Source organism: Micromonospora sp. C41, from assembly GCF_018070485.1.
Taxonomy (GTDB): Bacteria; Actinomycetota; Actinomycetes; order Mycobacteriales; family Micromonosporaceae; genus Micromonospora; species Micromonospora chalcea.
Genome location: NZ_JAGPXP010000001.1, coordinates 329,864 through 353,647, shown reverse-complemented (window position 1 = coordinate 353,647; position 23,784 = coordinate 329,864). Strand labels below are relative to the sequence as shown.

Genomic DNA, 23,784 nt, shown 5'->3' with positions numbered 1-23,784 from the left:
CCGGTGTCGGCACGGAGGGGATTCGTGGGAGCGGATCAGAGGGCGGGCAACGCGCGGCTGTCCACCTTCCCGTTGGTGGTGAGCGGAATGTGGTCGATGGCGACGACGTCCGCCGGGATCATGTAGTCGGGCAGGTCGACGGCGAGGTGGGCGCGCAACGCGGCGGCGTCCACCGCCGCGCCGGCGGTGAGCACCACGTACGCCGCCAGGCGCTTCTCGCCGGGGCTGGGCTCGCGGGCGAGCACCACGGCGTCACGGACGCCCGGATGGGCGGCGAGCCGGGCCTGGATCTCGCCCAGTTCCACCCGGTAGCCCCGGATCTTGACCTGGTTGTCGATGCGGCCGAGGAACTCCAGCGTGCCGTCGGGCAGCCAGCGGGCCAGGTCGCCGCTGCGGTAGAGGCGGCTGCCCGGCGGGCCGTACGGGTCGGGCCGGAACCGGTCCGCGGTCAGGTCCGGGCGGCCCAGGTAGCCGCGCGCCACCCCGACGCCGCCGATCCAGACCTCGCCGGGCACGCCGACCGGCACCGGGTCGAGCCGCTCGGTCAGCACGTACATGGTGGTGTTGACGATCGGGACGCCGAGCGGCACCAGCTCGGTGGCCGGCGGCTCGCTGATCGGCTGCCCCGAGTTGCCGATGGTGATCTCGGTGGGGCCGTACTCGGTGGCGACCTTCGTGCCGTCCGGCCCGGCCAGATCCAGCCAGCGCTCGGCCAGCGCCGCGGTGAACGAGTCCCCGGCCGCGATGACCATGCCGGCCAGGTCCCGCGCCTGCTCCCCGGTGAGCTGCCAGGTGAGCAGGTCCAGGTGGCCCGGGGTCATCTTGATGAAGCTGTACGGCGCGCCCGTGAGCAGGTGCGCCCCGAGCTCGGCGGTGTCCAGCGGCTCGGGCAGCAGGTGCGCCGGCTCCCCGGTGATCAGCGGGGTGAAGATGTTCGGGATGCCCAGGTCGAACGAGATCGAGGAGAAGACCGGGGCGCCGCCGGGGCCGTGCGCGGCGTACGCGCCGACGGTCCAGAGCAGATAGTTGGCCAGGCCGGCGTGCGGCACCAGCACGCCCTTGGGCCGCCCGGTGGAGCCGGAGGTGAAGATGACGTAGGCGAGCTGGGCCGGGTCGATCGGCACGGTCGCCGGGGTGTCGGGCCGGGCCGCGACGGCCGCCGCATCCGCGTCGACCAGGACCAGGACGCCGTCGTACAGGCCGGTGAGGGTGGCCTGCTCGACGGTGGAGGTGACCACCACCGGGCTGCCGGCCGCCTCGATCATGTAGCGCAGCCGTTCCGCCGGCAGCTGCGGATCCAGCGGCAGGTAGCCGGCCCCGGACTGCCAGACCGCGATCAGGGCGGGGATGAGGTCTGGTGTGCGGCCCAGGCACACGCCGACCAGGGTGTCCCGGCCGGCGCCGAGGTCGAGCAGGTGGTGGGTGAGCCGGTTGGCCCGCCGCATCAGCTCCCGGTACGTGAGCCGCGTGTCGCCGACCCGGACGGCGATCCGGTCCGGAGTGGCGTCGGCCTGGGCCCGGATCAGGTCGACCACGGTCACGTCGCCCCGGTGCGCCGTCTCCGCGACGGCCCAGTCGCGCAGCACCGCGTCGCGCTCGTCCGCCGGCAGGTAGGTGCGCCCGGCGTCGCCGTCGGGGTCGGCGGCCATCGCCACCAGCACCTCCCGGTAGAGCGCGGCGAGCCGGCGGGCGTACCCGGGGTCGACTGTCTCCCCGGCGACGCGCAGGCGCAGGCGGTCCGGCCCGGCGGTGACCCGCAGGCCGTACCCGTCCCGGTCGTCCGGCAGGCCGGGCAGCGGCTCACCGGGCAGGCCGGCGGCCGGGTCCCACTCGAAGAGGGCGTGCTGCCCCTGCCCCGGCCCGCCGGTGACCGGGCGGTACGCGAGCCGGTGGGTCCACGCGTCGCGCTCGTGGGCGGCCACGTCGCGCACCAGCGCCCGCCAGGTCGCCGCGCGGGCGGCCGTCGGCACGGGCCGCACCACGCGGTGCAGCAGTCGCTCGCAGTCCGGGCGCGCGGCGCCGCCGTGCGGGGTGAGGGTGGCGTCGGTGTGCCCGGCGGGTTCGGCGCCGAGCATGCCGAGCACGGTCTGGTGGGCGGCGAACAGCACAGTGGACAGCGGCGCCCCGGCGGCGTCGGCGAGCACGGCCAGCCCGGCGGACATCCCGGCCAGGTCGACGGTGAGCTCGGTGCTCCCGGCCGCGCCGCCCCAGCCGCCGGGCAGGGCGCAGGAGCCGCCGGCCAGCGCCCGGGTCCAGTACTCCTCGCCTTCGAAGTCGGCGGCGGCGTCGAGCGCGTCCGCGACGCAGGGCGCGTGCCGGGTGGCGGTGACCGGCGCCGCGGCGTAATAGGCGCGCAGCAGCTCGGCGAGGATGCCCGCCGGGTCGGCCACGCAGCTCAGCGCCCGGGGCGCGGCGACCAGCAGCGTCCAGCTCTGTTCGGTCTCCAGGATCACGGTCAGCCGCAGCGCCCCGGCGGCGGCCGGGTCGAACGGCGTGGCCCGTTCGGTCTCCAGCAGCGCGGCGAGCATCGCGTCGCGCTTGTCCGCGTCGACGCTGCGGTGGTCGTGCCGGGCCAGCGGGACCGCGGCGTCCGGATGCGCCAGGTACAGCGGCTCGGTGCCGCCGGACGGGTCGGTCGAGCAACGGAGCAGCTCGTGCGCGCGCACCACCGCCTCGACCGCCGAGGCGAAACGCTCCGGCGCGAACGGGGCCGGGTCCTCGATCCGCCGGCCGTCCAGGTCGACCTCGGTGAACGCCGACGCCTGCGCGACCAGGTCGGCCGGCACGTCGGGCAGCGGATAGGCGTCGCTGACGCCGGCCGGGACGATCGCCCGGTCCCGGGGACTGAGCAGCGTGAACGGCTCGATGTCGGCCGCTTCCACCGCCGGGTCGAGGGGGGTCATGTCTCGTCTCCTGGGTTCCGGTCCACCGGCGGCCCGCTCCGGGCGGGTACGGCGGCGGCTGTGGTCGGGGGCGGTCGGTGGTGGTACCGGTCGGCGGCGCCGGACACCCAGGGCGGCGGTACGACGGCGGCGAGATCCCGCGCCACCGTCGCCACCACCTCGGCCCGCGCGCCGTGGAGGAAGAAGTGGTCGCCGGGGAACAGGCAGAGCCGCGACCGGGCCGAGGTGTGCCGCCGCCACCCGTCGAGCGCCCTCGGCGGCACGATCCGGTCCCCCCGGCCGCCCAGCACCGTCAGTGGCGTCGCCAGCGGCGGCTCGGGGCGGTGCTCGTACGTCTCCAGCACCGAGAAGTCGGCCCGCAGCACGGGCAGCATCAGCCGCATCAGGTCGGCGTTGTCGAGCACCTCCGGCGGGGTGCCGCCCAGCTTCGCCAGGTGCGCGCGGATCTCGTCGTCGGCGGCGCAGTGCAGCAGCGGCCGCGACGACGGGGAGTCCGGCGACGCGGCGGCGGAGACGAACACGTGCTCCGGCTGGCGCACCGGGCGGCGGCGCAGCGCCCGGGCCAGCTCGAAGGCGAGCAGGCCACCCATGCTGTGCCCGAACAGCGCGTACGGCCGGTCCAGCGCGCCGGTCAGCGCGTCGGCGAGGGACCGGATCAGCGGGGTGAGGCGCAGGAAGGGCGCCTCCTGCAGCCGGGTGCCCCGGCCGGGCAGCTCCAACGCCACCACCTGGACTCCGGGTGGCGCGGCGCGCTGCCAGCCCCGGAACGCCGCCGCGCCGCCACCTGCGTACGGCAGGCAGAACAGGCGGACGTCAGCGTCCGGATTCCACACCTGACCGCCCAGCCACCGACTGTCCACGGGGAACCTCCTCCTCCCTGATCTGGCCGTAGTCGAGCCGGACGAGCCGGTCGGCGGCGTCGAAGTAGCGGTCGTCGTGGCTGATCACCACGACGGCCTTGTCCCGGTCCCGCAGTTCCGGCAGCAGTTCCCGGTAGAAGAAGTCCTTGAAGACCGGGTCCTGGTCGGCCGCCCACTCGTCGAACAGGCAGAAGGGGCGGTCCTCCAGGTACGTCACCAGCAACGCCAGCCGTTTGCGCTGCCCGAGCGAGAGCGCCGTGGTGGAGAAGCGGTCCCCGTCGACGCGTACCTTGTGGTCCAGTTGCAGGCGCTCCAGGTACCGCTGCGCCTTGGCGGCCTGCTCCCCCGCCGGCAGCCCGAGCAGGCTGTCGAAGAGGTGGAAGTCGGAGAACACGGCGGAGAACAGGTTGCGGTAGTCCTCCCGGTTGGCCGCGGTGACCTGGGTGCCGTCCACCTGGATCGCGCCGCTCTCCGGCTCGTACAGGCTGGTGAGCACCTTCGCCAGGGTGGTCTTGCCGCTGCCGTTGGCGCCGACGACGAAGAGGATCTCGCCGCGCCGGAACTCGAAGTCCAGCGGGCCGAGCACGAACTGCTCGCCTTTCGGTCCGGGGTAGACGTGGCTGACTCCGCGGAAGGCGATGCTTCGCCACCCGGCGAAGACGTTGCCCGCCCGGCCCGCGGCGGCCGGGACCCTGCTGTTCGGCACGGCGGGCGCCCGCCCCGCGCCCGGCCCGCCGAGACCCGCGTCGAGCTCCGCGAGCCGCTCCTTGATCTTCCCCAGGGCCACCGACGCCCGGCCCAGCGCGGGGAACCAGACGAGGACACCCTGAAGGCTGGAGACGGCGAAGAGCAGGATCAGCACGCACGACGTGAGCGTCTGGTCGGACAGGGCGAACCAGGCGGGGAAGGCGAACAGCAGCAGGCCGATGAAGGCGAAGAAGACCGCCTGACCGCCACCTGTGGCGCCCTCGTAGACGGAGAGGCCGAAGACGCTGTGCCGGCGGTAGGCGGACGCCGTGGCCGTCAGCTCACCGTCGATCAGCGCGGCCCGCCGCTCCCGGTTGAGCTTCAGCTCCTTGAGCCCTTCGGTGACCGAACGGAAGTGACCGAACAGCGCGTCCTGCTCCCGCCGCGCGGCCTTGAGCGCACCCAGGCCGGAGGCGGAGACGAGCAGGTAGAGCAGCACGCCCACGACGACCGTGGCGCCGGTGGCGAGCGCCACCGCCGGTGAGACGATCACCAGGTACGCGATGGCCACCAGCACGAACGCCGCGCCCGAGCAGATGCCCGGCAGGCCGGGCAGCGCGTCGGCGATCACCACCACGTCGTCGGCGAGCGCCGAGTAGAGCTGCGCCGTGCCGGTCCGCTCCACGGTCCGCAGCGGGGCGTCCAGGATGCCGTCGATGAGGCGGCGGCGCAGGTGGTAGACGGCGCCCTGGGACAGCCGGTACAGCATGCTCTGGGAGGCGAACTTGGTGACCAGCGTGGCCAGGCAGAGCGCCACGTATCCCCAGATCAGCCGCTGCGAGGGCGCGGCGTCGGCGGCCAGCGCCAGGTTGACCATGGCGATGAAGGCGGCGCCGGTGCCGCCGCTGACGATGCCCGCCGCGATGGCCAGCAGGAACGGGCCCCGGCTGTAGCGCAGCAGGTAGGCGAAGAGGCTCATGCGCCCACCTCGTCCAGCCAGGCACGGAGCGTGGTCAGCGGCGCCGCCGGTGAGTCGGCCAGCCGGCCGAGCAGCAGGTCCCAGCGTCGCATCAGCGCCTGGAGCGCCCGGGCGTCGTGGACGTCGGTGGAGAAGATCCAGGTGCCGTGCAGTTCCGCGCCCTGTTCCCGCATGATCAGCGCCAAGTCGACCTCCGCCGGTCTGAGGTTGGTGCCGAGCACCTCGGAGAAGACGTAGTCGTCACCGATTTCCAACGAATCGACCCGCAGCCCGGGCAACGCGAGTTCCGGCACCTCGGCGTTGAGCAGGTTGAACAGGGTCCGGGTCGGGTCAGCGTCCGCGGTGGCCGGCACCGCCAGCCACGGCGGCACGGCCCGGTTGGCGTACGCGTCGAGCGTCCGGTCCCGGACCTGCCGCACCAGCCCGGCGAACGTCGACGCGGCGGTCAGGTCGGCGCGTACCACGAGCGGGTGCACGAACCAGCCGATCAGGTCGGCCGTCTCGGCCCGGTCCCGGCCCGCCTCCGGGAAGCCCACCGGGATGTCGTCGCGGCCGGAGCAGGCGGCGAGCAGCAGGTGGTACGCGGCCAGCAGCGCCATGAACAGGCTGGCCCCCTCCTGCCGGGCGAGCCCACGCAGCTTCTCCGTGACCGCCGGGTCGACGCGGAACGCGCGGGTGAAGCCGTCGGCGGCGGTCGTCCCGGTGGCCGGTGGCCGCAGCGTCAGTGCCGGTGGCAGGCCGGCGAGGGCGCGCCGCCAGTGGTCCACGTGCGCGTCGAGCGCGCCGCCGGCCAGTTGCCGGCGCTGCCACGCCGCCACGTCGGGGTACTGCACGGCCAGCTCCGGCAGCCGCGGCGCCCGGCCGGCGGCGTGGGCGCCGTAGAACTCGGTCAGGTCGCGCACCAGCACCCCGTAGGACCAGTTGTCGGTGACCAGGTGATGCATGGTGAGCACCAGCGCGTGCCGGTCCTCGCCGAGGCGGGCCAGCAGGCCGCGCACCATCGGCTCCGCGTCGATGCGGAACGGCCGCCGTCCCTGCTCCTCGATCAGCGCGCGCAGTTCGCCCGGCTCGGCGTCGCGGAGGTCCACCGCCGTCAACGGCCAGCCGCCGGCCGGTTCGATCCGCTGCGCCGGCCCGTCCGGGCCGTCCACGATCCGGGTCCGCAGCGCCTCGTGCCGCCCGGCGACGTCGTCCAGGGCGCGGCGCAGCGCCGCCTCGTCCAGCGGTCCGGTCAGCCGCAGCGCGGTCACCACGTTGTGGATCGGGTCGGCCGGGCCGAGCGGGTGGTGCCGGATCAGCCGTTCCTGGCTGAACGACAGCGGCAGGTCGCCGTCGCGGCCGACGCGCGGGATCGGGGCCGGGCCGGTGTCCGCGCCGCTCGCGTGCCGCCGGACCTGCCCGGCCAGCCAGCCGACGGTCGGGTTGCCGAAGAGGTCGCGCAGCGCGAGCCGTACGCCGTACCGGGCGTCGATCTGCGCGGCGAGTTTGGTGGCGAGCAGGGAGTGCCCGCCCAGGGTGAAGAAGTTGTCGTCCCGGCCGACCTCGTCGATCCCGAGCAGTTCCCGCCAGATGTCGGCGATCGCCGCTTCCACCTCGTCGCGGGGCGCTTCGGCAGCGGCGGCGGGCTCGTCGGCGAGCGGCTGCGGCGCGGGCAGGGCGGACCGGTCGACAGTGCCGGCCGGGGTGCGCGGCAGCTCCGGCAGCGCCACCCAGGCGGCCGGGAGCAGATTCTCCGGCAGCCGCTGCCTCAGGTACGCCGCCAGCTCACCGGTCCCGGCCTGCCCCACGACGTACGCGACCAGCCGGTCGTCGTGCGCCACCACGGCGGCCCCGGTCACGGCGGGATGCCCGGACACGATCGACTCGACCAGGTCCAGGTCCACCGGGAAGCCGCGCAGCCGTACCTGGTGGTCGAGGCGGCCCAGGTACTCGATCACGCCGTCGGCGCGCATCCGGGCCCGCTCGCCGGTGCGCAGCAGCCGCACGCCGCGCGCCGTGCCGAACGGGTCCGGCGCCAGCAGCGCCGCCACGTCTCCGGCCGGCGCCGGAAGCGGGTCGCCACCGACGTACAGCTCCCCCGGCACGCCGGCCGGGAGTGGCTGACCGGCCCGGTCCAGGACGTGCGCCCGGGTGCCCGGCACCGGGCGGCCGACCGGCATCAACTGCCGCTGCCCGCCGTCGGGCGTGGCCGGGTCGGCGGGCCCGCCGTCGGGCGTGGCCGGATCGGTGAGCTCGCCGTCGACGGCGCACAGGTGGGCGGTGACCGGCGCGGCCACGTCCGGCGGCACGAGCACGTGGTGCAGGGCCGCCGGCGACCGCTCCGCGAAGCGCGCCACCAGGTCCCGGGACAGCGGCGCCCCACCGCAGAACACGTGCCGCAGCGCGGCGCAGCGCTCCACCCCGCGCTGGTCGAGCAGGTCGGCGAGCAGGTCGGGCCGGAAGCAGGCCACGCTGACCCGCTCCGCCCGGATCAGGCCGACCACGTGGCGGGCGTCGCGGTCCCCGCCGGGCCGGGCCAGCACCACGGCCGCGCCGCTCAGCAGCGGGGCGTACAGCTCCCAGACCGCCGCCGGGGCGGCCAGGGGCGCCTGCTGGAGCACCCGGTCGGCGGCGGTCAGCCCGGCCGCCTCGGACAACCAGCGCAGCCGGTCGCGCAGCGCCGCGTGGCTGTGCACCGTGGTGCGCGGCACACCGTCGGGCGGACAGGTGACGTAGGCCGGGTCGCCGCCGGTGACAGTGCCCGCGCCGGCCGGCGCCGCGGCGTCCGGCACGAGGGCACCGGGCACGGCGGCGCCGCGCACGGCGCGCGGGTCGGCGGACGGGTCGTCCACCAGGCAGGTCGGCCCGGACCAGCGCGGGACGCCGCCCTGCGGGCGCGCGGTGAGCAGCAACGCGACCTCGGCCGCCGTCAGCAGCGCGGCGGCCCGGTCCGCGGGCAGCCCCGGATCCACCGGTACGACCACCCCGCCGGCCCGCCAGACGGCGAGCGGCGCGGCGACCAGCTCCACGCACCGGTCCAGCCGCACGCCGACCCGGGTGCCCCGGCGCACGCCCGCTGCCCGCAACCGATCGGCGAGCACGCCGACGAGCGCGTCCAGCTCGCCGTAGCCGACCGTACGCGAGCCGAACCGCACCGCCGGGGCGGCCGGGTCACGGCGTACCGCCGCGGCGAAGGCGTCACCGACCAGCGGACGGGCGGCGTCGGTCGCCGGGCCGGTGGCCAGCGCCAGCAGCTCGTCCCGCTCGACCGGGCCGACGAGCGGCAGCACGCCGATCGGGGTGTCCGGGTCGTCCAGCAGGCCCCGCAGCAGACGGTGGAACATGCCCACGTGACGCCGGGCGGTCGCCTCGTCGAACAGGTCGGTGCTGTACTCCAGCCGCCCCCAGATCGTGTCGCCGTCCTCGAAGAGGTCAAGCAGCAGGTCGAACTCGGCCTTGCGGGCGTCCAGCGAGACCGGCTCGACCCGCAGCGGCCCGTCGTGCCAGGACGGGAACGGCACGTTCTGGTACGAGAACAGCACCTGGAAGACCGGGGTGCCGGCCGCCGACCGCTCCGGCTGCAACTGCTCGACCAGCCGCTCGAACGGGATGCCCTGGTGGTCGTACGCGGCCAGGCACACCGCGCCGACCCGGCGCAGCAGCTCCCGGAACGACGGCTCGCCGCGCAGGTCGGTACGCAGTGCCACGGTGTTCATGAACAGCCCGATCAGCGGCTCCAGCTCGACCAGGCGCCGGTTGGCCACCGGCGAGCCGACCACCACCTCCTCGTCGCCGGTGAGCCGGTGCAGCAGCACCGCGAAGGCGGCCTGGAGCACCATGAACAGCGTGGCGTTCTCCTGCCGGGACAGCGCCCGCAGCCGGGTCACCACGGCCGGCGGGATCTCCACCGGCACCGAGTCACCCCGGTAGCTCTTCTCCCTCGGCCGGGGCCGGTCACCGACCAGGCCGATCTCCGGTGGCGCGCCGCCGAGCTGGCCCGTCCAGTACGCCAGGTCCGCCGCCCACGCCTGCTGAGCGGCCGGCTCCTGCTGCCAGAGGGCGAAGTCGGCGTACTGCACCGGCAGCTCGGGCAGGCCGTGCGGCCCGCCGGTGAGCAGGGCGCGGTAGCAGTCGATCAGCTCGCGCAGCAGCACCCCCATCGACCAGCGGTCGGACACGAGGTGGTGCAGGTTGAGCAGCACGCCGGTCACCTGCGGGCCGAAGCGGAGCAGCCGGACCCGCACCGGCGAACCGGCGGCCAGGTCGAACGGCCGGCCGATCAGCTCCTCCTCGCGGCGGCGCAGCTCGGCGTCGACCTCCCCGGGCGTCACCCCGGGCACGTCCTCGACCCGCACGTCCGGCGGCAGCTCGGCCCGCACCTGCTGGTACGGCCGTCCGTCCCGCTCGAAGAAGACCGTCCGCAGCGACTCGTGCCGGCGGACCACCTCGGCGCAGGCGCCGGCGAACAGGTCCGCGCGGAAGTCGCCGTGCACCCGCATCGCCGTGGAGATGACGTACGCGGAGGTGTGCGCCGCGAACTGCTCCAGGAACCAGATCCGGCTCTGCGAGAAGGTCAGCGGCACCGGGGCGTCCCGGTCGGCGCGCGGTGGCACGGTCCGCGCCGGGGCGCGGTCGATGCCCTCCTCCTGGAGCAGGTTGCCCAGCAGCGCGAGCCGCTGCGCGGACAGGGCGAACCGCCTGGTGCTCATGCCTGCGTCCTTCCGTCGGCGCGGTCGAGCGCCTGCTGCACCTCGTCGTCGGACAGGTCGCTGAGCCGGATCAGCAGCTCGGCGGTCTTCTCCACGACGGTCCGCTGCGCGGGGTCGGCGGTCAGCGCGCGGGTGAGCCCGGCGACCGTCGGGTCGGTGAAGACCTTGTGCAACGGCACGTCCACGCCGAACGCCTCCCGTACCCGGGCCACCATCCGGGTGCTGAGCAGCGAGTGCCCGCCGAGGGCGAAGAAGTCGTCGCCCACGCCGACCCGGTCGACGCCGAGGGTCTCGGCCCAGATGCCGGCGATCACCTCCTCGACCGGTGTGCGCGGCGCCACGTACGCCGATGTCACCTGCCGCCGGCCCGACTCGGGCGCGGGCAGCGCCTTGCGGTCGACCTTGTTGTTCGGGGTGAGCGGCAGCGCGTCGAGGAAGACGTACGCCGAGGGCGCCATGTAGTCGGGCAACTGCTCGCCGACCGCGGCCCGCAGCCGCGGCAGCAGCCGCCTCGCCCGGCGGCCGAGGGCGTCGTTGACGAACGAGTCCCAGCGCGGCTCGGCGGCGGGCGGCCCGGCGAGCCGGGGCAGCGGCGTCTCCGGCCGGCCGTCGCCGGCCAGCCGGCGCAGCACGACGGTCAGGTCACCGGCCGGTCCGTGACCGGACCAGTCCAGGTCCAGCCGGTAGCCGGTCGCGTCGGCGAGCCGGCGCAGCTGTTCCGGCTCGACGGCGGCCGGGTCGACAGGGGACGCCAGTTCGGCCCGCAGGTCGGCGACCGTGCCGTCCGCCCCGGCGAGCGCCGTCGCCGCCCGCGCCCAGCGGTCGACGCGGGCGTTGGGTACGCCGCGCAGCGCGAGCAGCGCCGGACGGTCGGCGGTGAGCCGCTCGCGCAGCCCGGCCGCGGTGAGCCCGCTGTCGCGCCAGTCCAGCCACGTCACGTCCCCGGCGTCGACGACGTCGCCGTCGACGGTGAGCCGTACGTCGTAGCGGAACCGGGTCAGCTCGTTGCTCACCGAGCCGAGCTTCGGCATCACCCGTACCCCCGTCAGCCGGGGGAAGCGGGCCGGCAACGCGGTGAAGAAGCCCGGGTCGAAAACCAGCTCCCGGTCGTCGGCGACGGCCCGGCGCACCCGCTCGCGCAGTTGCTCGGCGCTGTCCTGCGCCTCGGCCCGCTCCACCTGCACGGAGGTGTGGAAGGTCTCCAGCAGCGGCAGGCTGCGGATGTCGCCGAGGAAGAGCGAGCCGCCCGGGGCGAGCCGGGGCAACGCGCCCTCGATCACCCGCAGCAGGTAGTCCTCGTCGGCGAAGTACTGCGCCACCGAGTTGAGCACGATCACGTCGAAGAGCTGGTCGGGCAGCGCGTCCAGCTCGTCGGCGGCGCAGCCGAACAGCTCCACCCCGGACAGTCCCCGCGCCGGCACGTCGGCGCGCAGCCGGTCCAGGGCGACAGCGGAGATGTCGGTGCCCCAGTAGCGGCGCACGTGCGGGGCGACCCGGTAGAGGATCAGGCCGGTGCCGCAGCCGATCTCCAGCACCGAGCGCGGGCCGTCCTGGAGGATCCGCTCGGCGGTCGCCTCGGCCCAGCCGCGCATCTCCGCCACCGGGATCGGCGCTCCGGTGTAGCTGCTGTTCCAGCCCCGGGTGTCGAACGTCGGGTCGACCTCGCCGGTCTCCGTCACGTCGTACGCGGCGTCCCAGACGTCGCGCCACTGCTCCACCTCGTGCGGCCACTGCGCCGCCGCCTCGGCCCGGGCGTCGGCGCCGGCCACCACGTACGCCACCAGCCGCTGGTCGCCGGGGGTGTCCTCGCGTACGGTCACCACCGCCTGGTTGACCTGCGGCTGCCGCTCCAGCACCGACTCGATCTCGCCCAGCTCGATCCGGAAGCCCCGCAGCTTCACCTGGTGGTCGAGCCGGCCGAGGAACTCGATGCTCCCGTCGGCGCGGCGGCGGACCAGGTCGCCGGTGCGGTAGAGCCGGTCGCCCAGCCCGATCGGGAAGGGGTGCCGGACGAACCGCTCGGCGGTCAGCTCGGGCCGGTCGAGGTAGCCCCGCGCCAGGCCGGCGCCGCCGATGTGCAGCTCGCCGGGGACACCCGGCGGCACCAGGTGGCCGCTGCCGTCGAGCACGTGCAGTTCGGTGTTGGCGATCGGCTCGCCGATGGAGATCGGGCCGTGGCCGACCCGCGCCACCGCCGACCAGATGGTCGTCTCGGTCGGGCCGTACATGTTCCACAGCTCGGCGCACCGGCCGAGCAGGCGCTGGGCCAGCTCGGCGGGGAGCGCCTCGCCACCGGCCAGCACCCGCAGCCCGGCCTCGCCGGTCCAGCCGGCGTCGAGCAGCATCCGCCAGGTGGACGGGGTGGCCTGCATGACCGTCGCGCCGAAGGCGTCCAGCGCGGCGGCCAGCCGTTCCCCGTCGGCGGCGACCTGGCGGCTCACGACTGCCACGCAGGCCCCCTCGACCAGCGGCAGGAGCAGCTCCAGCCCGGCGATGTCGAAGGAGAGCGTGGTGACCGCCAGCAGCACGTCGTCGGCGGTGACGCCGGGGCGCTCGCCCATGGCGAGCAGGAAGTTGCCCAGCGCCCCGTGCGGCACCTGCACGCCCTTGGGCCGGCCGGTGGAGCCGGAGGTGTAGATGACGTACGCCAGGTCGTCGGGGCGCACGTCGACGTCCAGCGGTTCGGCCGACTCGGCGGCCAGCTCGTCACCGAGCAGGTCCAGGCAGAGCGGCTGCGCCTTCACCCCGCCCAGGCCCGCCAGCACGTCGCTGCTGGTGAGCAGCACGGACAGGTCGGAGTCGGCGAGCATGAAGGCGATCCGGTCCGGCGGGAAACCCGGGTCCAGCGGCACGTACGCGCCGCCGCTCTTGAGCACGGCGAGCATCGCCACGACCATGTCGGCCGAACGCTCCAGGCAGATGCCGACCATCGTCTCCCGGGCCACCCCGAGCCGCCGCAGCCGGCGGGCCAGCCGGGTCGAGCGCCCGTCCAGCTCGGCGTAGGTCAGGCTCTCCCGGTCGGTGCGCAGCGCCGGGGCGTGCGGGGTGGTGGCGGCCCGGGCGGCGAAGCGCTGCGGTACGCACACCGGCTGCGGCCAGTCCCGGCGGGTGTCGTTCCACCGCAGCCGCAGGTCACGCTCCTCGTCGGCGCCGAGCATCGGAACCTGGTCGATCGGCCGGTCCGGGTCGGCGAGCAGGTTCTCCACCAGCTGCGCGAGGTGCCGGGACATCCGCTCCACGGTGGCCGGCTCGAACAGGTCGGTGTTGTACTCGAACCAGCCGGTCAGCCCGTCCGGCCGGTCGAAGACCTGCAGCTCCAGGTCGAACCGGGCGGTGGAGCTCTCCACGTCGACCGGCTCCAGCCGCAGCCCGGCCACGTCGAACTCGGGCATCGGGATGTTCTGGAAGATGAAGTGCACCTGGAAGATCGGCGAGCGGGACAGGTCCCGGCGCGGGGCCAGCTCCTCCACCAGCCGCTCGAAGGGCACCTCCTGGTGGGCGAACGCGCCGAGGCAGGTCTGCCGGACCCGCCCGACCAGCTCGCGGAAGCTCGGGTCGCCGGACAGGTCGGTGCGCAGCGCCAGGGTGTTGACGAAGTAGCCGACGAGCCGTTCGATCTCCGGCCGGTTCCGGTTGGCCACCGGTACGCCGACCACGATGTCGTCCTCGCGGCTGTAGCGGTGCAGCAGCGCCTGGAAGGCCGCGAGCAGGGTCATGAACGGGGTGGCGCCCTCCCGCTGGCTCAGCGCGCGCAGCCGGGTCATCACCGGCTCGGGCAGGGCGAAGGGCCGGGAGCCGCCCCGGGTGCTCTGCACCGCCGGGCGGGGCTTGTCGATGGGCAGTTCCAGCGCGGCCGGCGCCCCGGCGAGCGTCTTCTTCCAGTACTCCAGGTCGGCGTCGAGCGCGTCGCCCTCCAGCCGCTGCCGCTGCCAGACGGTGTAGTCGACGTACTGGATCGGCAGGTCCGGCAGGGTCGACTCGCGACCGGCGGCGAACGCCCCGTACAGCTCGACCAGCTCGGCGATGGCCACGGACATGGACCACAGGTCGGCCGCGATGTGGTGCATGGTCAGCAGCAGGATGTGCTCCTGCGGGCCGAGCCGGAGGAACCGCACCCGCAGCAGCGGCCCGCCGGCCAGGTCGAACGGGCGGGTGAACTCCTCCCGGGCCAGCTCCTGGATGCCCGCCTCGCCCTGCGGTCCGCGCAGGTGGGCGCAGTCGACCACGGTGAACTCCGGCTCGCAGACGGCGTTGACCAGCTGCCGGGGCTCGCCGTCGACCTCGGTGAACGTGGTCCGCAGCGCCTCGTGCCGGCGGGTGATCTCGTTGCAGCAGCGCCGCCACACGTCGAGGTCCAGCGGGCCCAGGATGCGGACGGCGCCGGGGATGTTGTACGCGGCGCTGCCCGGCGAGAGCTGCTCCAGGAACCAGAGTCGTTGCTGGGAGAAGGAGGCCGGGAACTCCCGCCGCTGCTTCTTCTGCCGCAGCCGCTCGGCCAGCAGTGCGCGCTTCTCGGCGGCGGACAGGCTGCCCAGGTCGGTGGTCGTCACTGGCGATCATCCTCGGTGTGTGGGTGAGCTGACACGGCTGCGGACAGGACGTGCGGCGCTCGCGTACGGCGGGCACGCGCCGGGGCGGGCGGAATCGGCCGGCTCATGCCCGTCCCCCGCCGTCGTCCTCGGCGAGCAGGGCGGCGAGCTGTGCCTCGATCTCCTCGTCGGACAGCTCGTCGAGGCCGGCCAGTTCGTCGTCGGGAACGTCCCGGCTCACCGCTTCGATCCGGTCGGCGCCCCGATCCCCCGGCCCGCCGGGTTCGGCCAGCACGGTCACCGTGTGCGCCACCGTCGGGCTGTCGAAGAAGCCCCGCAGGTTCAGCTCCACCCCGAACCGGCCGCGGATCTTCGCGCCGATCTGCACGGCGGCCAGCGAGTGTCCGCCGAGGGCGAAGAAGTCGTCGTGCACGCCGACGCGGTCCAGGCCGAGCACCTCCTGCCAGATCTCCGCCACCGTCCGCTCGGCCTCGGTGCCCGGCGCCACGTACGGGGTGTCCAGATCGGGCCGCGGATGGGTGCCCCGGGGCGGGGCGATCTGCTCCACCTCCCCGGCGAGCAGCGCGGGGGTGATCGAGGCGGCGAGCCGGCGCAGCCCGGGGAGGTCCCGGCCGGTGACCACCACGTGCTCCGGCAGCTCGGGCGCGGCGAGCAGCCGGTCGAAGGCGGCCATCCCGTCGGCGGCGGTCATTCCCTCGCTGAGCACGTGCAGGGTGCCCGGCGTCGCCTCGCCCGCGCCCGTGCCGGCGGCGGTCACCGCGCCGTCGCGCACCTGTTCCAGCAGGCCGTCGATGTCGTTGATCCGCTTGATGGTGAAGTCGGTGATCCGGGCCAGCAGCTGTCCCTGCGGGGAGATCAGCTCGATGCTGACGGTGAGCGTCTCGCCGGAGTCACCGGCCTCGTCCACCTCGACGTGGCAGTGGACCACCCGGGTCAGCGGGGCGAAGACCCGCAGGCTGCGGTAGGTGAACGGCAGGTAGAACACGTCCCGCGCGCGGATCCGGGCGGACGCGCCGGCCACGTCCAGCAGCGCCGGGTGCAGCGGGTAGCGCTCCAGGTCGGCGGCGAACTCCTCGGCCAGTTCGAGCGTGACCATCAGCCGCCGCTCGCCGGCCTCGATGCGCCGCAGGCACCGCCAGCGCGGGCCGAAGGAGAACTGCAACCGGCCGCCCTGCTCCACCCGGTCGAGCTTCAGCCGCCGCTTCAGTTCGTCCTCGGTGTCGATCACCTCGGTGACGGCGCAGTCGCGGCGCAGCCGGTCCAGGTCCCGGGCCGTGTCCGCCGGCCGCTCGTGGAAGGCCACGGTGCCGCTCGCGTGCTCCTGCCAGCGGCCGGACTCCCCGTCGACGCGGCTCTGCACGCTGAACCGGAGCTGCCCGTCGCGCTCCTCCACCGTGGTGAACAGCTCGCGGCTCCGACCGTCCGGCACGATCACCGGCATCAGGAACAGCACGTCGTTCAGCTCCACCACCCGGCCGGCCGCCCGGTCGGCGACCGCCGCGTGGACCAGCTCCAGGTACGTGGTGCCGGGAACGAGGCCGTGGCCCATGATCCGGTGCTCGTCGACGATCCAGCTGTCGGCCGTGCTGAGCGTGGTGGCGTACGTCCGGGACGTGCCGGTCGAGGAGACGAGGCGTTGCAGCAGCGGGTGCCCGGTCAGCGCGGCGCCGCCGTGCAGCCGCTCGACCAGGCCGGCGGCCATGCCGGTGTTGCGCCAGGTGTCCCAGGCGACAGCCGCGACCGGCGCCCCGGTGGTGGCTCGCCGCCACTGGGCGTAGACGTCCAGGAAGGCGTTCGCCGCGCAGTAGTCGCTCTGCCCCGGCCCGCCGAGCAGCGCGGTCAGCGACGAGCAGAGCAGCAGGAAGTCCAGTCCGTCGGCGTCGCAGACGGCGTCCAGGTGCAGCGTGCCGACGGTCTTGGCGGCCAGCACGTCGGTCACGTCCCGGCCGGACTTGACCGCGATCAGTCCCCGCGACGGCAAGCCGGCGGCGTGGATGACGCCGTGCAGGCCACCGCCTTCGGCGCGCAGCCGTCCGACCGCGTCGGACAGGGCGGCCCGGTCGGTGACGTCGGCGTGCAGCACCACCACCCGCGCCCCCAGTTCCCGCAGCCGCTGCACGCCGCGGATCCGCCGGCTGGTGTCGTCCTGCTCGCCGTGCTCGGCCAGCCAGTCCGGCCACCGCGTCGAGTCGGGGAACGCCGAGCGGTGCAGCAGCCCGAGCACGGGGGCGTCGACCGAGCGGGCGATCTGCTCGGCCAGCGCCAGCCCGACCCCGCCGAGACCGCCGGTGATCAGGTAGACGCCGCCGGGCCGCAGCCGGCCGCCCGTCCCGCCGGCGGCGTCGGCGGGCAGGGCCTCGAAGTCGCGTACCCACCAGTGCCGGCCGCGCAGCGCCAGTTCCCGGTCGGCGGTGGGCGCGGTCAGCCGGGCCAGCACGGTCGTGGGGCCGGGCGCCGGGTCGGCGGCGGGCAGGTCCAGCACGCGGCAGGTGACGTCCGGGACCTCCTGCGGGATGACCGTGGTGGCGCCGAGCAGCGGGGCGTTCTCCGGCTGCAGGGCCTCCTCGCCGGTCACCGCGAACAGGCCCCGGCTGAGCACGTCGATCTCCACCGGGGCGCCCGGCTGCACGTCCCCGATCGCCTGGGCCAGGGCCAGCAGGCTGTCGAACCCGACCCGCCGGGCGCTGTCGATCCGGTCCGGATCCGGGCCGTCGCCCGGCTCCACGGTCAGGCTCCACAGGTGCACCACCCGGATCGTCCGGCCGGCGTCCACCTCCAGCGACTTGAGCAGGCCGGCGTGCTGGTCCCGGCTGGCCGGGTCCAGCGACCAGGCACACTCGCCGGTCTCCCGCAGCTCGTCGCCGGCGCTGACCCGCAGCACTGTCGCGCCGTCGTCGGCCAGCCGCCCGGCCAGCGCCACGCCCAGCGGCAGCTCGGCGCCGAGCACCACCCAGGTCGCCCCGTCGGTGGTCCCGGCGGCCGGCGCGGTGAGCCGCCGCCAGCCGGGCACGTGGAACCACTGCGCGTCCGGCCCGGTCGCCGCGACCGGCGCGGGCCGGACCGGGCCGGGCCGCGGCTCGATCCAGTAGCGCTGGCGCTGGAACGGGTACGTGGGCAGGCGCAGCAGCCGCCGCGGCGTGTCCCCGGCGCGGGCGGCCCAGTCCACCGGCGTCCCGGCGGCCCAGAGTTCACCCAGCCCGGCCAGCAGGTACTCCTGGTCGTCGCGCGGCTCGTCCGGGTGCCGCACCGATCCGGCCACCGTCCGCCGCTCGTGCCAGGCGCGGTGCTGGCGGACGAAGTTGCGCAGCGTCTGCCCCGGACCGACCTCCAGCAGCACCAGCTCCTCGTCGGCGAGCAGCACGTCCAGGGCGTCGGCGAAACGCACCGGCGCGCGCAGGTGTCGTCCCCAGTACTCCGGGTCGGTGGCCTGCTCGTCGGTGATCCAGGCGCCTGTGACGTTGGAGACGAACGGGGTGGCGGGCGGGCGCAGGGCGACCCGGCGGACCGCGTCGACGAACGGCGCGACAGCCGCGTCCATGCTGGGTGAGTGGAAGGCGTGCGAGGTGCGCAGCCGGCGGCACGCCACCCCGTCCGCCGCGAGCCGCTGCGCCAGCGCGTCGACCTCGGCGGTCGGGCCGCCCACCACGCACAGACCGGTGGAGTTCACCGCCGCCACGCACAGGCCGCCGGTCAGCCGGCCGGTCACCTCCGCCTCGGGCAGGAACACCGCGAGCATCGACCCGGCCGGCATCGACTGCACCAGGCGCCCCCGCGTGGCGACCAGCGCCACCGCGTCCTCGAGGGAGAACACCCCGGCCAGGCAGGCGGCCACGTACTCGCCGACGCTGTGCCCGACCATCGCCGCCGGGCGGACGCCCCACGACATCCACAGGCGGGCCAGCGCGTACTCCACCGCGAACAGCACCGGCTGCGTGACAGCGGTACGCGCCAGCGCCAGCGCCGCGTCGCCGGTCCCGTCGTCGGCCGCGAACAGCGGCACCCGCAGGTCCTCGCCGAGGTGGCCGGCGAACAGGTCGGCGCAGCGGTCCAGCTCGGCGGCGAACACCGGCTCGCTGCGGTACAGGCCCCGCGTCATGCCCACGTACTGCGCGCCCTGGCCGGGGAAGAGGAACGCCACCGGCGCGTCCCGTCCGGCAGGCGTGCCCGTGCCGGCGTCGGCGGCCCGCCGCAGCGCGGCGACCAGTTCGGCGCTGTCCCGGCCGGTCACCGCCGTACGGTGCTCGAAGGCCCGGCGGCGGGCGGCCAGCGTGTACGCGACGTCGTCCAGGTCCAGGTCGGGGTGGGCGGCCAGGTGGTCGGCGAGCCGGCCGGCCGCGGCGGCCAGCGCCGGCGCGGACCGGGCCGACAGCGGCAGCACCCGGGCTACGGCCGGTGCGGCGGCCGACGCGGCCGGGGCCGGCGCCTCCTGCAGGATCACGTGCACGTTGCTGCCGCCGATGCCGAACGAGCTGACCCCGGCCCGGCGCGGCGTCTCCTGCCGGGGCCACTGCCGCAGCTCGGTGTTGACGAAGAACGGGCTGGTCGGCAACGCCAGCTCGGGGTTGGCCCGGGTGTGGTGCAGGGTCGCCGGGATCGCCTCGTGGCGCAGCGCCAGCACCGCCTTGATCAGGCTGGTCACCCCGGCCGCGGCGTCGAGGTGCCCGACGTTGCTCTTCACCGAGCCGATCGCGCAGTAGCCCACCCGGTCGGTGTGCTTGCGGTACGCGCGGGTCAGCGCGGTGATCTCGATCGGGTCGCCGAGGGCGGTGCCGGTGCCGTGGGTCTCGACGTAGCCGATGCTGTCCGGGTCCACGTCGGCCACGGCGAGCGCCTCGGCGACGACGCGGGCCTGCCCGTCCACGCTCGGCGCGGTGTAGCCGACCTTCAGCGAGCCGTCGTTGTTCACCGCGGTGCCGAGGATGACCGCGTCCACTGTGTCCCCGGCCGCGTGGGCGTCGGTCAACCGCCGCAGCACCACCACGCCCACGCCGTTGCCGGCGACGGTGCCCTGCGCCTGCGCGTCGAAGGGCCGGCAGTGCCCGTCCGGGGAGAGGATGCCGCCCTGCTCGTAGCGGTAGCCGCCGCGCAGCGGCACGCTCACCGACACGCCGCCGGCCAGGGCCAGGTCGCACTCGCCGTTGAGCAGGCTCTGGGCCGCCAGGTGCACCGCAGTCAGCGAGGTGGAGCAGGCCGTCTGCACGGTCATGCTCGGCCCGGTCAGGTTCAGCTTGTACGACACCCGGGTGGCCAGGAAGTCCTTGTCGCTGGAGATCAGCGTCTGGTAGCTGCCGGCCGCGTCCACCGCCTGCTCGTTGGCGAGCAGGTTGAACAGCAGGTACGAGTTCAGGCTCGACCCGGCGAAGACGCCGATGCGCCCGTCGAAGGTCTTCGGATCGTGGCCGGCCGACTCCAGCGCCGTCCACACGCACTCCAGGAAGACCCGGTGCTGCGGGTCGAGCACCTCGGCCTCGCGGGGGTGGTAGCCGAAGAAGCCGGCGTCGAAGCGGTCCGCGTCGGCCAGGACGCCCTTGGCCGGCACGTAGTCGTCCCGCGCGGCCACCTGCGGGTCGACGCCGTCGGCGCGCAGCTCCTCGTCGGACAGGCGGGCGATCCCCTCCCGGCCGGCCGTGAGGTTCGCCCAGAACTCGTCCACGTCGGCCGCGCCGGGGAAGCGCCCCGCCATGCCGATGACGGCTATCTGGTCGAGGTTCTCGACGTCGTCTGACATCTGTCTCACCTACCGTTCATGCCTGCGCGGCCGACGAGCGGCGGCGACGTCGACTCAGTGACTGCCGGCGGGTGGCCGCCCGTTCCTGGGCGTCGCCCAGGCCGTCGCCGTCCGCGCCGGGCCGGTTGAGGTAACCGGCGAGCGCGGCGACGGTCGGGAACTGGAACAGCTCGACGAGCGTCACGTCCCGGCCGGCCGCCGCGACGAGCCGCAGGCGGGCCTCGGCCATCAGCAGGGAGTGGCCGCCAAGCTCGAAGAAGTTGTCGTCCACCCCGACCTGCTCCACGCCGAGCAGCTCCCGCCAGATGCCGGCGACGGTCCGCTCCAGCTCGTCGCGCGGCGCCACGTACGGGCTGCGCAGCTCCGGGCGGGCCAGGTCGGGTTCGGGCAGGGCCGACCGGTCCACCTTGCCGTTCGGGGTCAGCGGCAGGGCGTCCAGCGTGGTGAAGACCGCCGGCACCATGTAGTCGGGCAGCCGTTCCTTCAACCGGCTGATCAGCTCACCGGTGGCCGGCACGGCCGGCCCGGCCAGGTACGCCACCAGCCGGGTGTCGCCGCCGTGCGCACGCGCCACCACCACCGCCTCGGTGACGCCGGGGCAGGCGGTCAGCGCCGCCTCGATCTCGCCCAGCTCGATCCGGAAGCCGCGCAGCTTCACCTGGTGGTCGAGGCGGCCCAGGTACTCGATCGCGCCGTCGGCACGGATCCGGCCCAGGTCACCGGTCTTGTAGAGCCGGGCGGGCGGCCGGTCGTCGTCGCGGTCGCCGGTGACGGCCGCGCCGCCGGTCGGCGCCGGCGTGGCGAACGGGTCGGCGACGAACCGTTCGGCGGTCAGCTCGGGCCGGTTCAGGTAGCCGAGCGCCACGTTGACCCCGCCGATGTGCAGCTCGCCCGGCACACCCACCGGCACCGGCTGCAGATGGCGGTCCAGCACGTACACCTGGGTGTTCGCGATCGGCCGCCCGATCGGCACCGGCCGGGAGTCGTCACGGCGGCAGGCCCATGCGGTGACGTCGATCGCCGCCTCGGTCGGGCCGTACAGGTTGTGCAGCTCGGCGGCGGACCGGGTGAAGAAGCGGTCCTGCAGGTCGCGGGGAAGCGCCTCGCCGCTGCAGATCACCCGGCGCAGGCTCACGCACCGCTCGACGTCGGGCTCGCGCAGGAACGCCTGGAGCATGGAGGGCACGAAGTGCACGGTGGTGACCTGTTCGGAGCGGATCGTGTCGACCAGGTAGGCGCCGTCGCGGTGCCCGTCCGGGCGGGCCACGACGAGCGTCGCGCCGGTCATCAACGGCCAGAAGAACTCCCAGACCGAGACGTCGAACGAGTACGGCGTCTTCTGCAGCACCCGGTCGCCGGGGCCGAGGCCGTAGGCGTCCTGCATCCACAGCAGCCGGTTGCGGATGCCGGCGAACGTGTTCGGCACGCCCTTGGGCCGGCCGGTCGACCCGGAGGTGTAGATGACGTAGGCGACGTCGGTGCCGCGTACCGGGGTGGGCCGGTCGTCGGCGGCGTCCGCGGGCACGTCGTCGGTGAGCAGCTCGTCGGCGAACCACAGCGGCCCGTCCCAGGACAGCTTCTCGCCGAGCCGCCGCTGGGTGAGCACCACCGCCGGGTCCGCGTCGTCGAGCATCAGCGCCACCCGCCGGGCCGGCAGGCCCGGGTCGACGGGCACGTACGCGCCGCCGGCCTGCCAGATCGCCAGCAGGCCGACCACCAGCTCCACCGAGCGTTCCAGCACCAGGCCGACCCGCACGCCGGGGCCGACCCCGGCGGCACGCAGCCGGCGGGCCAGCCCGTTGGCCCGGCGCAGCAGCTCCCCGTAGCCGACGGTGCGGCCGGCGAACCGCACCGCCGGCAGTTCCGGCGTACGCCGGGCCCGCTCGGCGATCTGCTCGTGCGCCCAGCCCGCGCCGGGCCACCGCCGCGCCTCGCCCCGGGACAGCGCCAGCACCGCGTCCCGCTCGTCGGCGTCCAGCAACGGCAGTTCGTCGACAGCCGTGTGCGGGCCGGCGACGGCCAGCTCGACGATCCGCCGGTAGTGCCCGGCCATCCGGGCCATGGTGGCGGGTTCGAACAGGTCGCGGTCGTACTCGAACCAGCCGCTGACCCCACCGGCGTCGTTGAACAGCTGCAGCTCCAGGTCGAAGCGGGCGCCCTGGGCGCGCAGCGGCAGCCGTTCGAACTCCACCCCGGCCAGGGCCAGCGTGGGCAGCGGGTCGCTCTGGTAGGAGAGCCCCACCTGGAAGATCGGCGGCCGGCTGAGGTCGCGGGCCGGCTTCAGCGCCTCCACCACCTTCTCGAACGGCACCCGCTGGTGGGCGTACGCGCCGAGGCAGGCGTCCCGGACCCGGCCCAGCAGTTCGGTGAAGGTCGGGTTGCCGGTCAGGTCCACGCGGACCGGCAGGGTGTTGACGAAGAACCCGATGAGCGGTTCGACCTCGGCCCGGTCCCGGTTGGCCATCGGCACGCCGACCACCACGTCGTCCTGCCCGCTGTAGCGGCGCAGCAGCACGCCGAAGGCGGCCAGCAGCGCCATGTACGTGGTCGCGCCGTGCTGCTTGCCGAGCGCGCCGAGCGCGGTGAGCACCGGCTCGGGCAACGTGAACGGTTGGGAGGCGCCCTGGAAGCCCTGCACCGGCGGGCGGGGCCGGTCGGTCGGCAGGTCGAGCACGGCCGGCGCCCCGGCGAGGTGCTCCCGCCAGTGGGCCAGGTCCGCCGACAGGTCCTCCCCGCGCAGCCAGTCCTGCTGCCAGGCGGCGTAGTCGCCGTACTGGACACTCAGCTCGGGCAGCGCCGGCTCGGCACCAGTGGCCAGCGCGGCGTACCGGGTGGAGAGTTCACCCAGCAGCACCCCGACGGACCAGCCGTCGGAGACGAGGTGGTGCATCGCCACACCGAGCACGCAGTCGTCGTCACCGAGCCGGAGCAGGGCCAGCCGCAGCAGCGGGCCGGTGGTGATGTCGAACGGCTCGCGCAGCGCGGCCACGATCCGCGCCTCCAGCTCGTCGCCGCCGGCCGGCGTGCCGCGCAGGTCGGTCTCGGCCAGCGGGATCGCGAGCGCCGGGTGGACCACCTGCACCGGCCGCCCGTCGCGCAGCTCGAACGTGGTCCGCAGCGACTCGTGCCGGGCGACGATCCCGTCGACCGCCTGCCGCAGCAGGGCGGTGTCCAGCGGGCCGCGGATGCGCACCGCCGCCGGGATCAGGTACGCCGGGTTGCCGGGCCGGAGCTGCTCCAAAAACCAGATGCCCTGCTGCATCACGGAGATCGGGAAGACGTTCTCCCGCCGGGCGGGCCGCGCCTGGCCCCGCTCGCGCAGCAGCTTCTCGAACAGCGCCCGTTTCTCCGGGGAGAGCGCGGCGAGCCGTGCGTCGAGGTCGGTCATC

The 23,784-nt window shown here is 74.9% G+C and carries 7 protein-coding genes; all 7 read right to left on the bottom strand.

What is annotated here, in order from left to right; all coding sequences use genetic code 11:
• Positions 1 to 35: 35 nt before the first annotated feature.
• Complete coding sequence (locus tag KBX43_RS00715; RefSeq protein WP_113973031.1) at positions 36 to 2,903, bottom strand: amino acid adenylation domain-containing protein; 2,868 nt, start codon at positions 2,901 to 2,903, stop codon at positions 36 to 38.
• Positions 2,900 to 3,763, bottom strand: coding sequence for a thioesterase II family protein (locus KBX43_RS00710; protein WP_113973032.1), 864 nt, complete (start codon positions 3,761 to 3,763; stop codon positions 2,900 to 2,902). The genes KBX43_RS00715 and KBX43_RS00710 overlap by 4 nt, the downstream gene beginning before the upstream one ends.
• Positions 3,717 to 5,429 (bottom strand): cyclic peptide export ABC transporter, encoded by a 1,713-nt coding sequence (locus KBX43_RS00705; RefSeq protein WP_113973033.1) that lies wholly within the window; start codon positions 5,427 to 5,429, stop codon positions 3,717 to 3,719. Before KBX43_RS00705 ends, KBX43_RS00710 begins: the two co-directional genes overlap by 47 nt.
• Positions 5,426 to 10,117 (bottom strand): condensation domain-containing protein, encoded by a 4,692-nt coding sequence (locus KBX43_RS00700; RefSeq protein WP_113973034.1) that lies wholly within the window; start codon positions 10,115 to 10,117, stop codon positions 5,426 to 5,428. Before KBX43_RS00700 ends, KBX43_RS00705 begins: the two co-directional genes overlap by 4 nt.
• Positions 10,114 to 14,667, bottom strand: coding sequence for a non-ribosomal peptide synthetase (locus KBX43_RS00695; RefSeq protein ID WP_210882297.1), 4,554 nt, complete (start codon positions 14,665 to 14,667; stop codon positions 10,114 to 10,116). Before KBX43_RS00695 ends, KBX43_RS00700 begins: the two co-directional genes overlap by 4 nt.
• A 103-nt stretch (positions 14,668 to 14,770) precedes the next feature.
• Positions 14,771 to 20,395, bottom strand: coding sequence for a type I polyketide synthase (locus tag KBX43_RS00690; RefSeq protein WP_210882295.1), 5,625 nt, complete (start codon positions 20,393 to 20,395; stop codon positions 14,771 to 14,773).
• 16 nt (positions 20,396 to 20,411) lie between these two features.
• On the bottom strand, positions 20,412 to 23,783 hold the full coding sequence (locus KBX43_RS00685; RefSeq protein WP_210882294.1) for a non-ribosomal peptide synthetase: 3,372 nt from the start codon (positions 23,781 to 23,783) through the stop codon (positions 20,412 to 20,414).
• Position 23,784: the final 1 nt, after the last annotated feature.

Bases quoted from the DNA above. Each gene is read 5' to 3' on its own strand.
- KBX43_RS00690 (WP_210882295.1), bottom strand. From the start codon at position 20,395: ATGTCAGACGACGTCGAGAACCTCGACCAGATAGCCGTCATCGGCATG.
- KBX43_RS00715 (WP_113973031.1), bottom strand. From the start codon at position 2,903: ATGACCCCCCTCGACCCGGCGGTGGAAGCGGCCGACATCGAGCCGTTC.
- KBX43_RS00685 (WP_210882294.1), bottom strand. From the start codon at position 23,783: ATGACCGACCTCGACGCACGGCTCGCCGCGCTCTCCCCGGAGAAACGG.
- KBX43_RS00700 (WP_113973034.1), bottom strand. From the start codon at position 10,117: ATGAGCACCAGGCGGTTCGCCCTGTCCGCGCAGCGGCTCGCGCTGCTG.
- KBX43_RS00705 (WP_113973033.1), bottom strand. From the start codon at position 5,429: ATGAGCCTCTTCGCCTACCTGCTGCGCTACAGCCGGGGCCCGTTCCTG.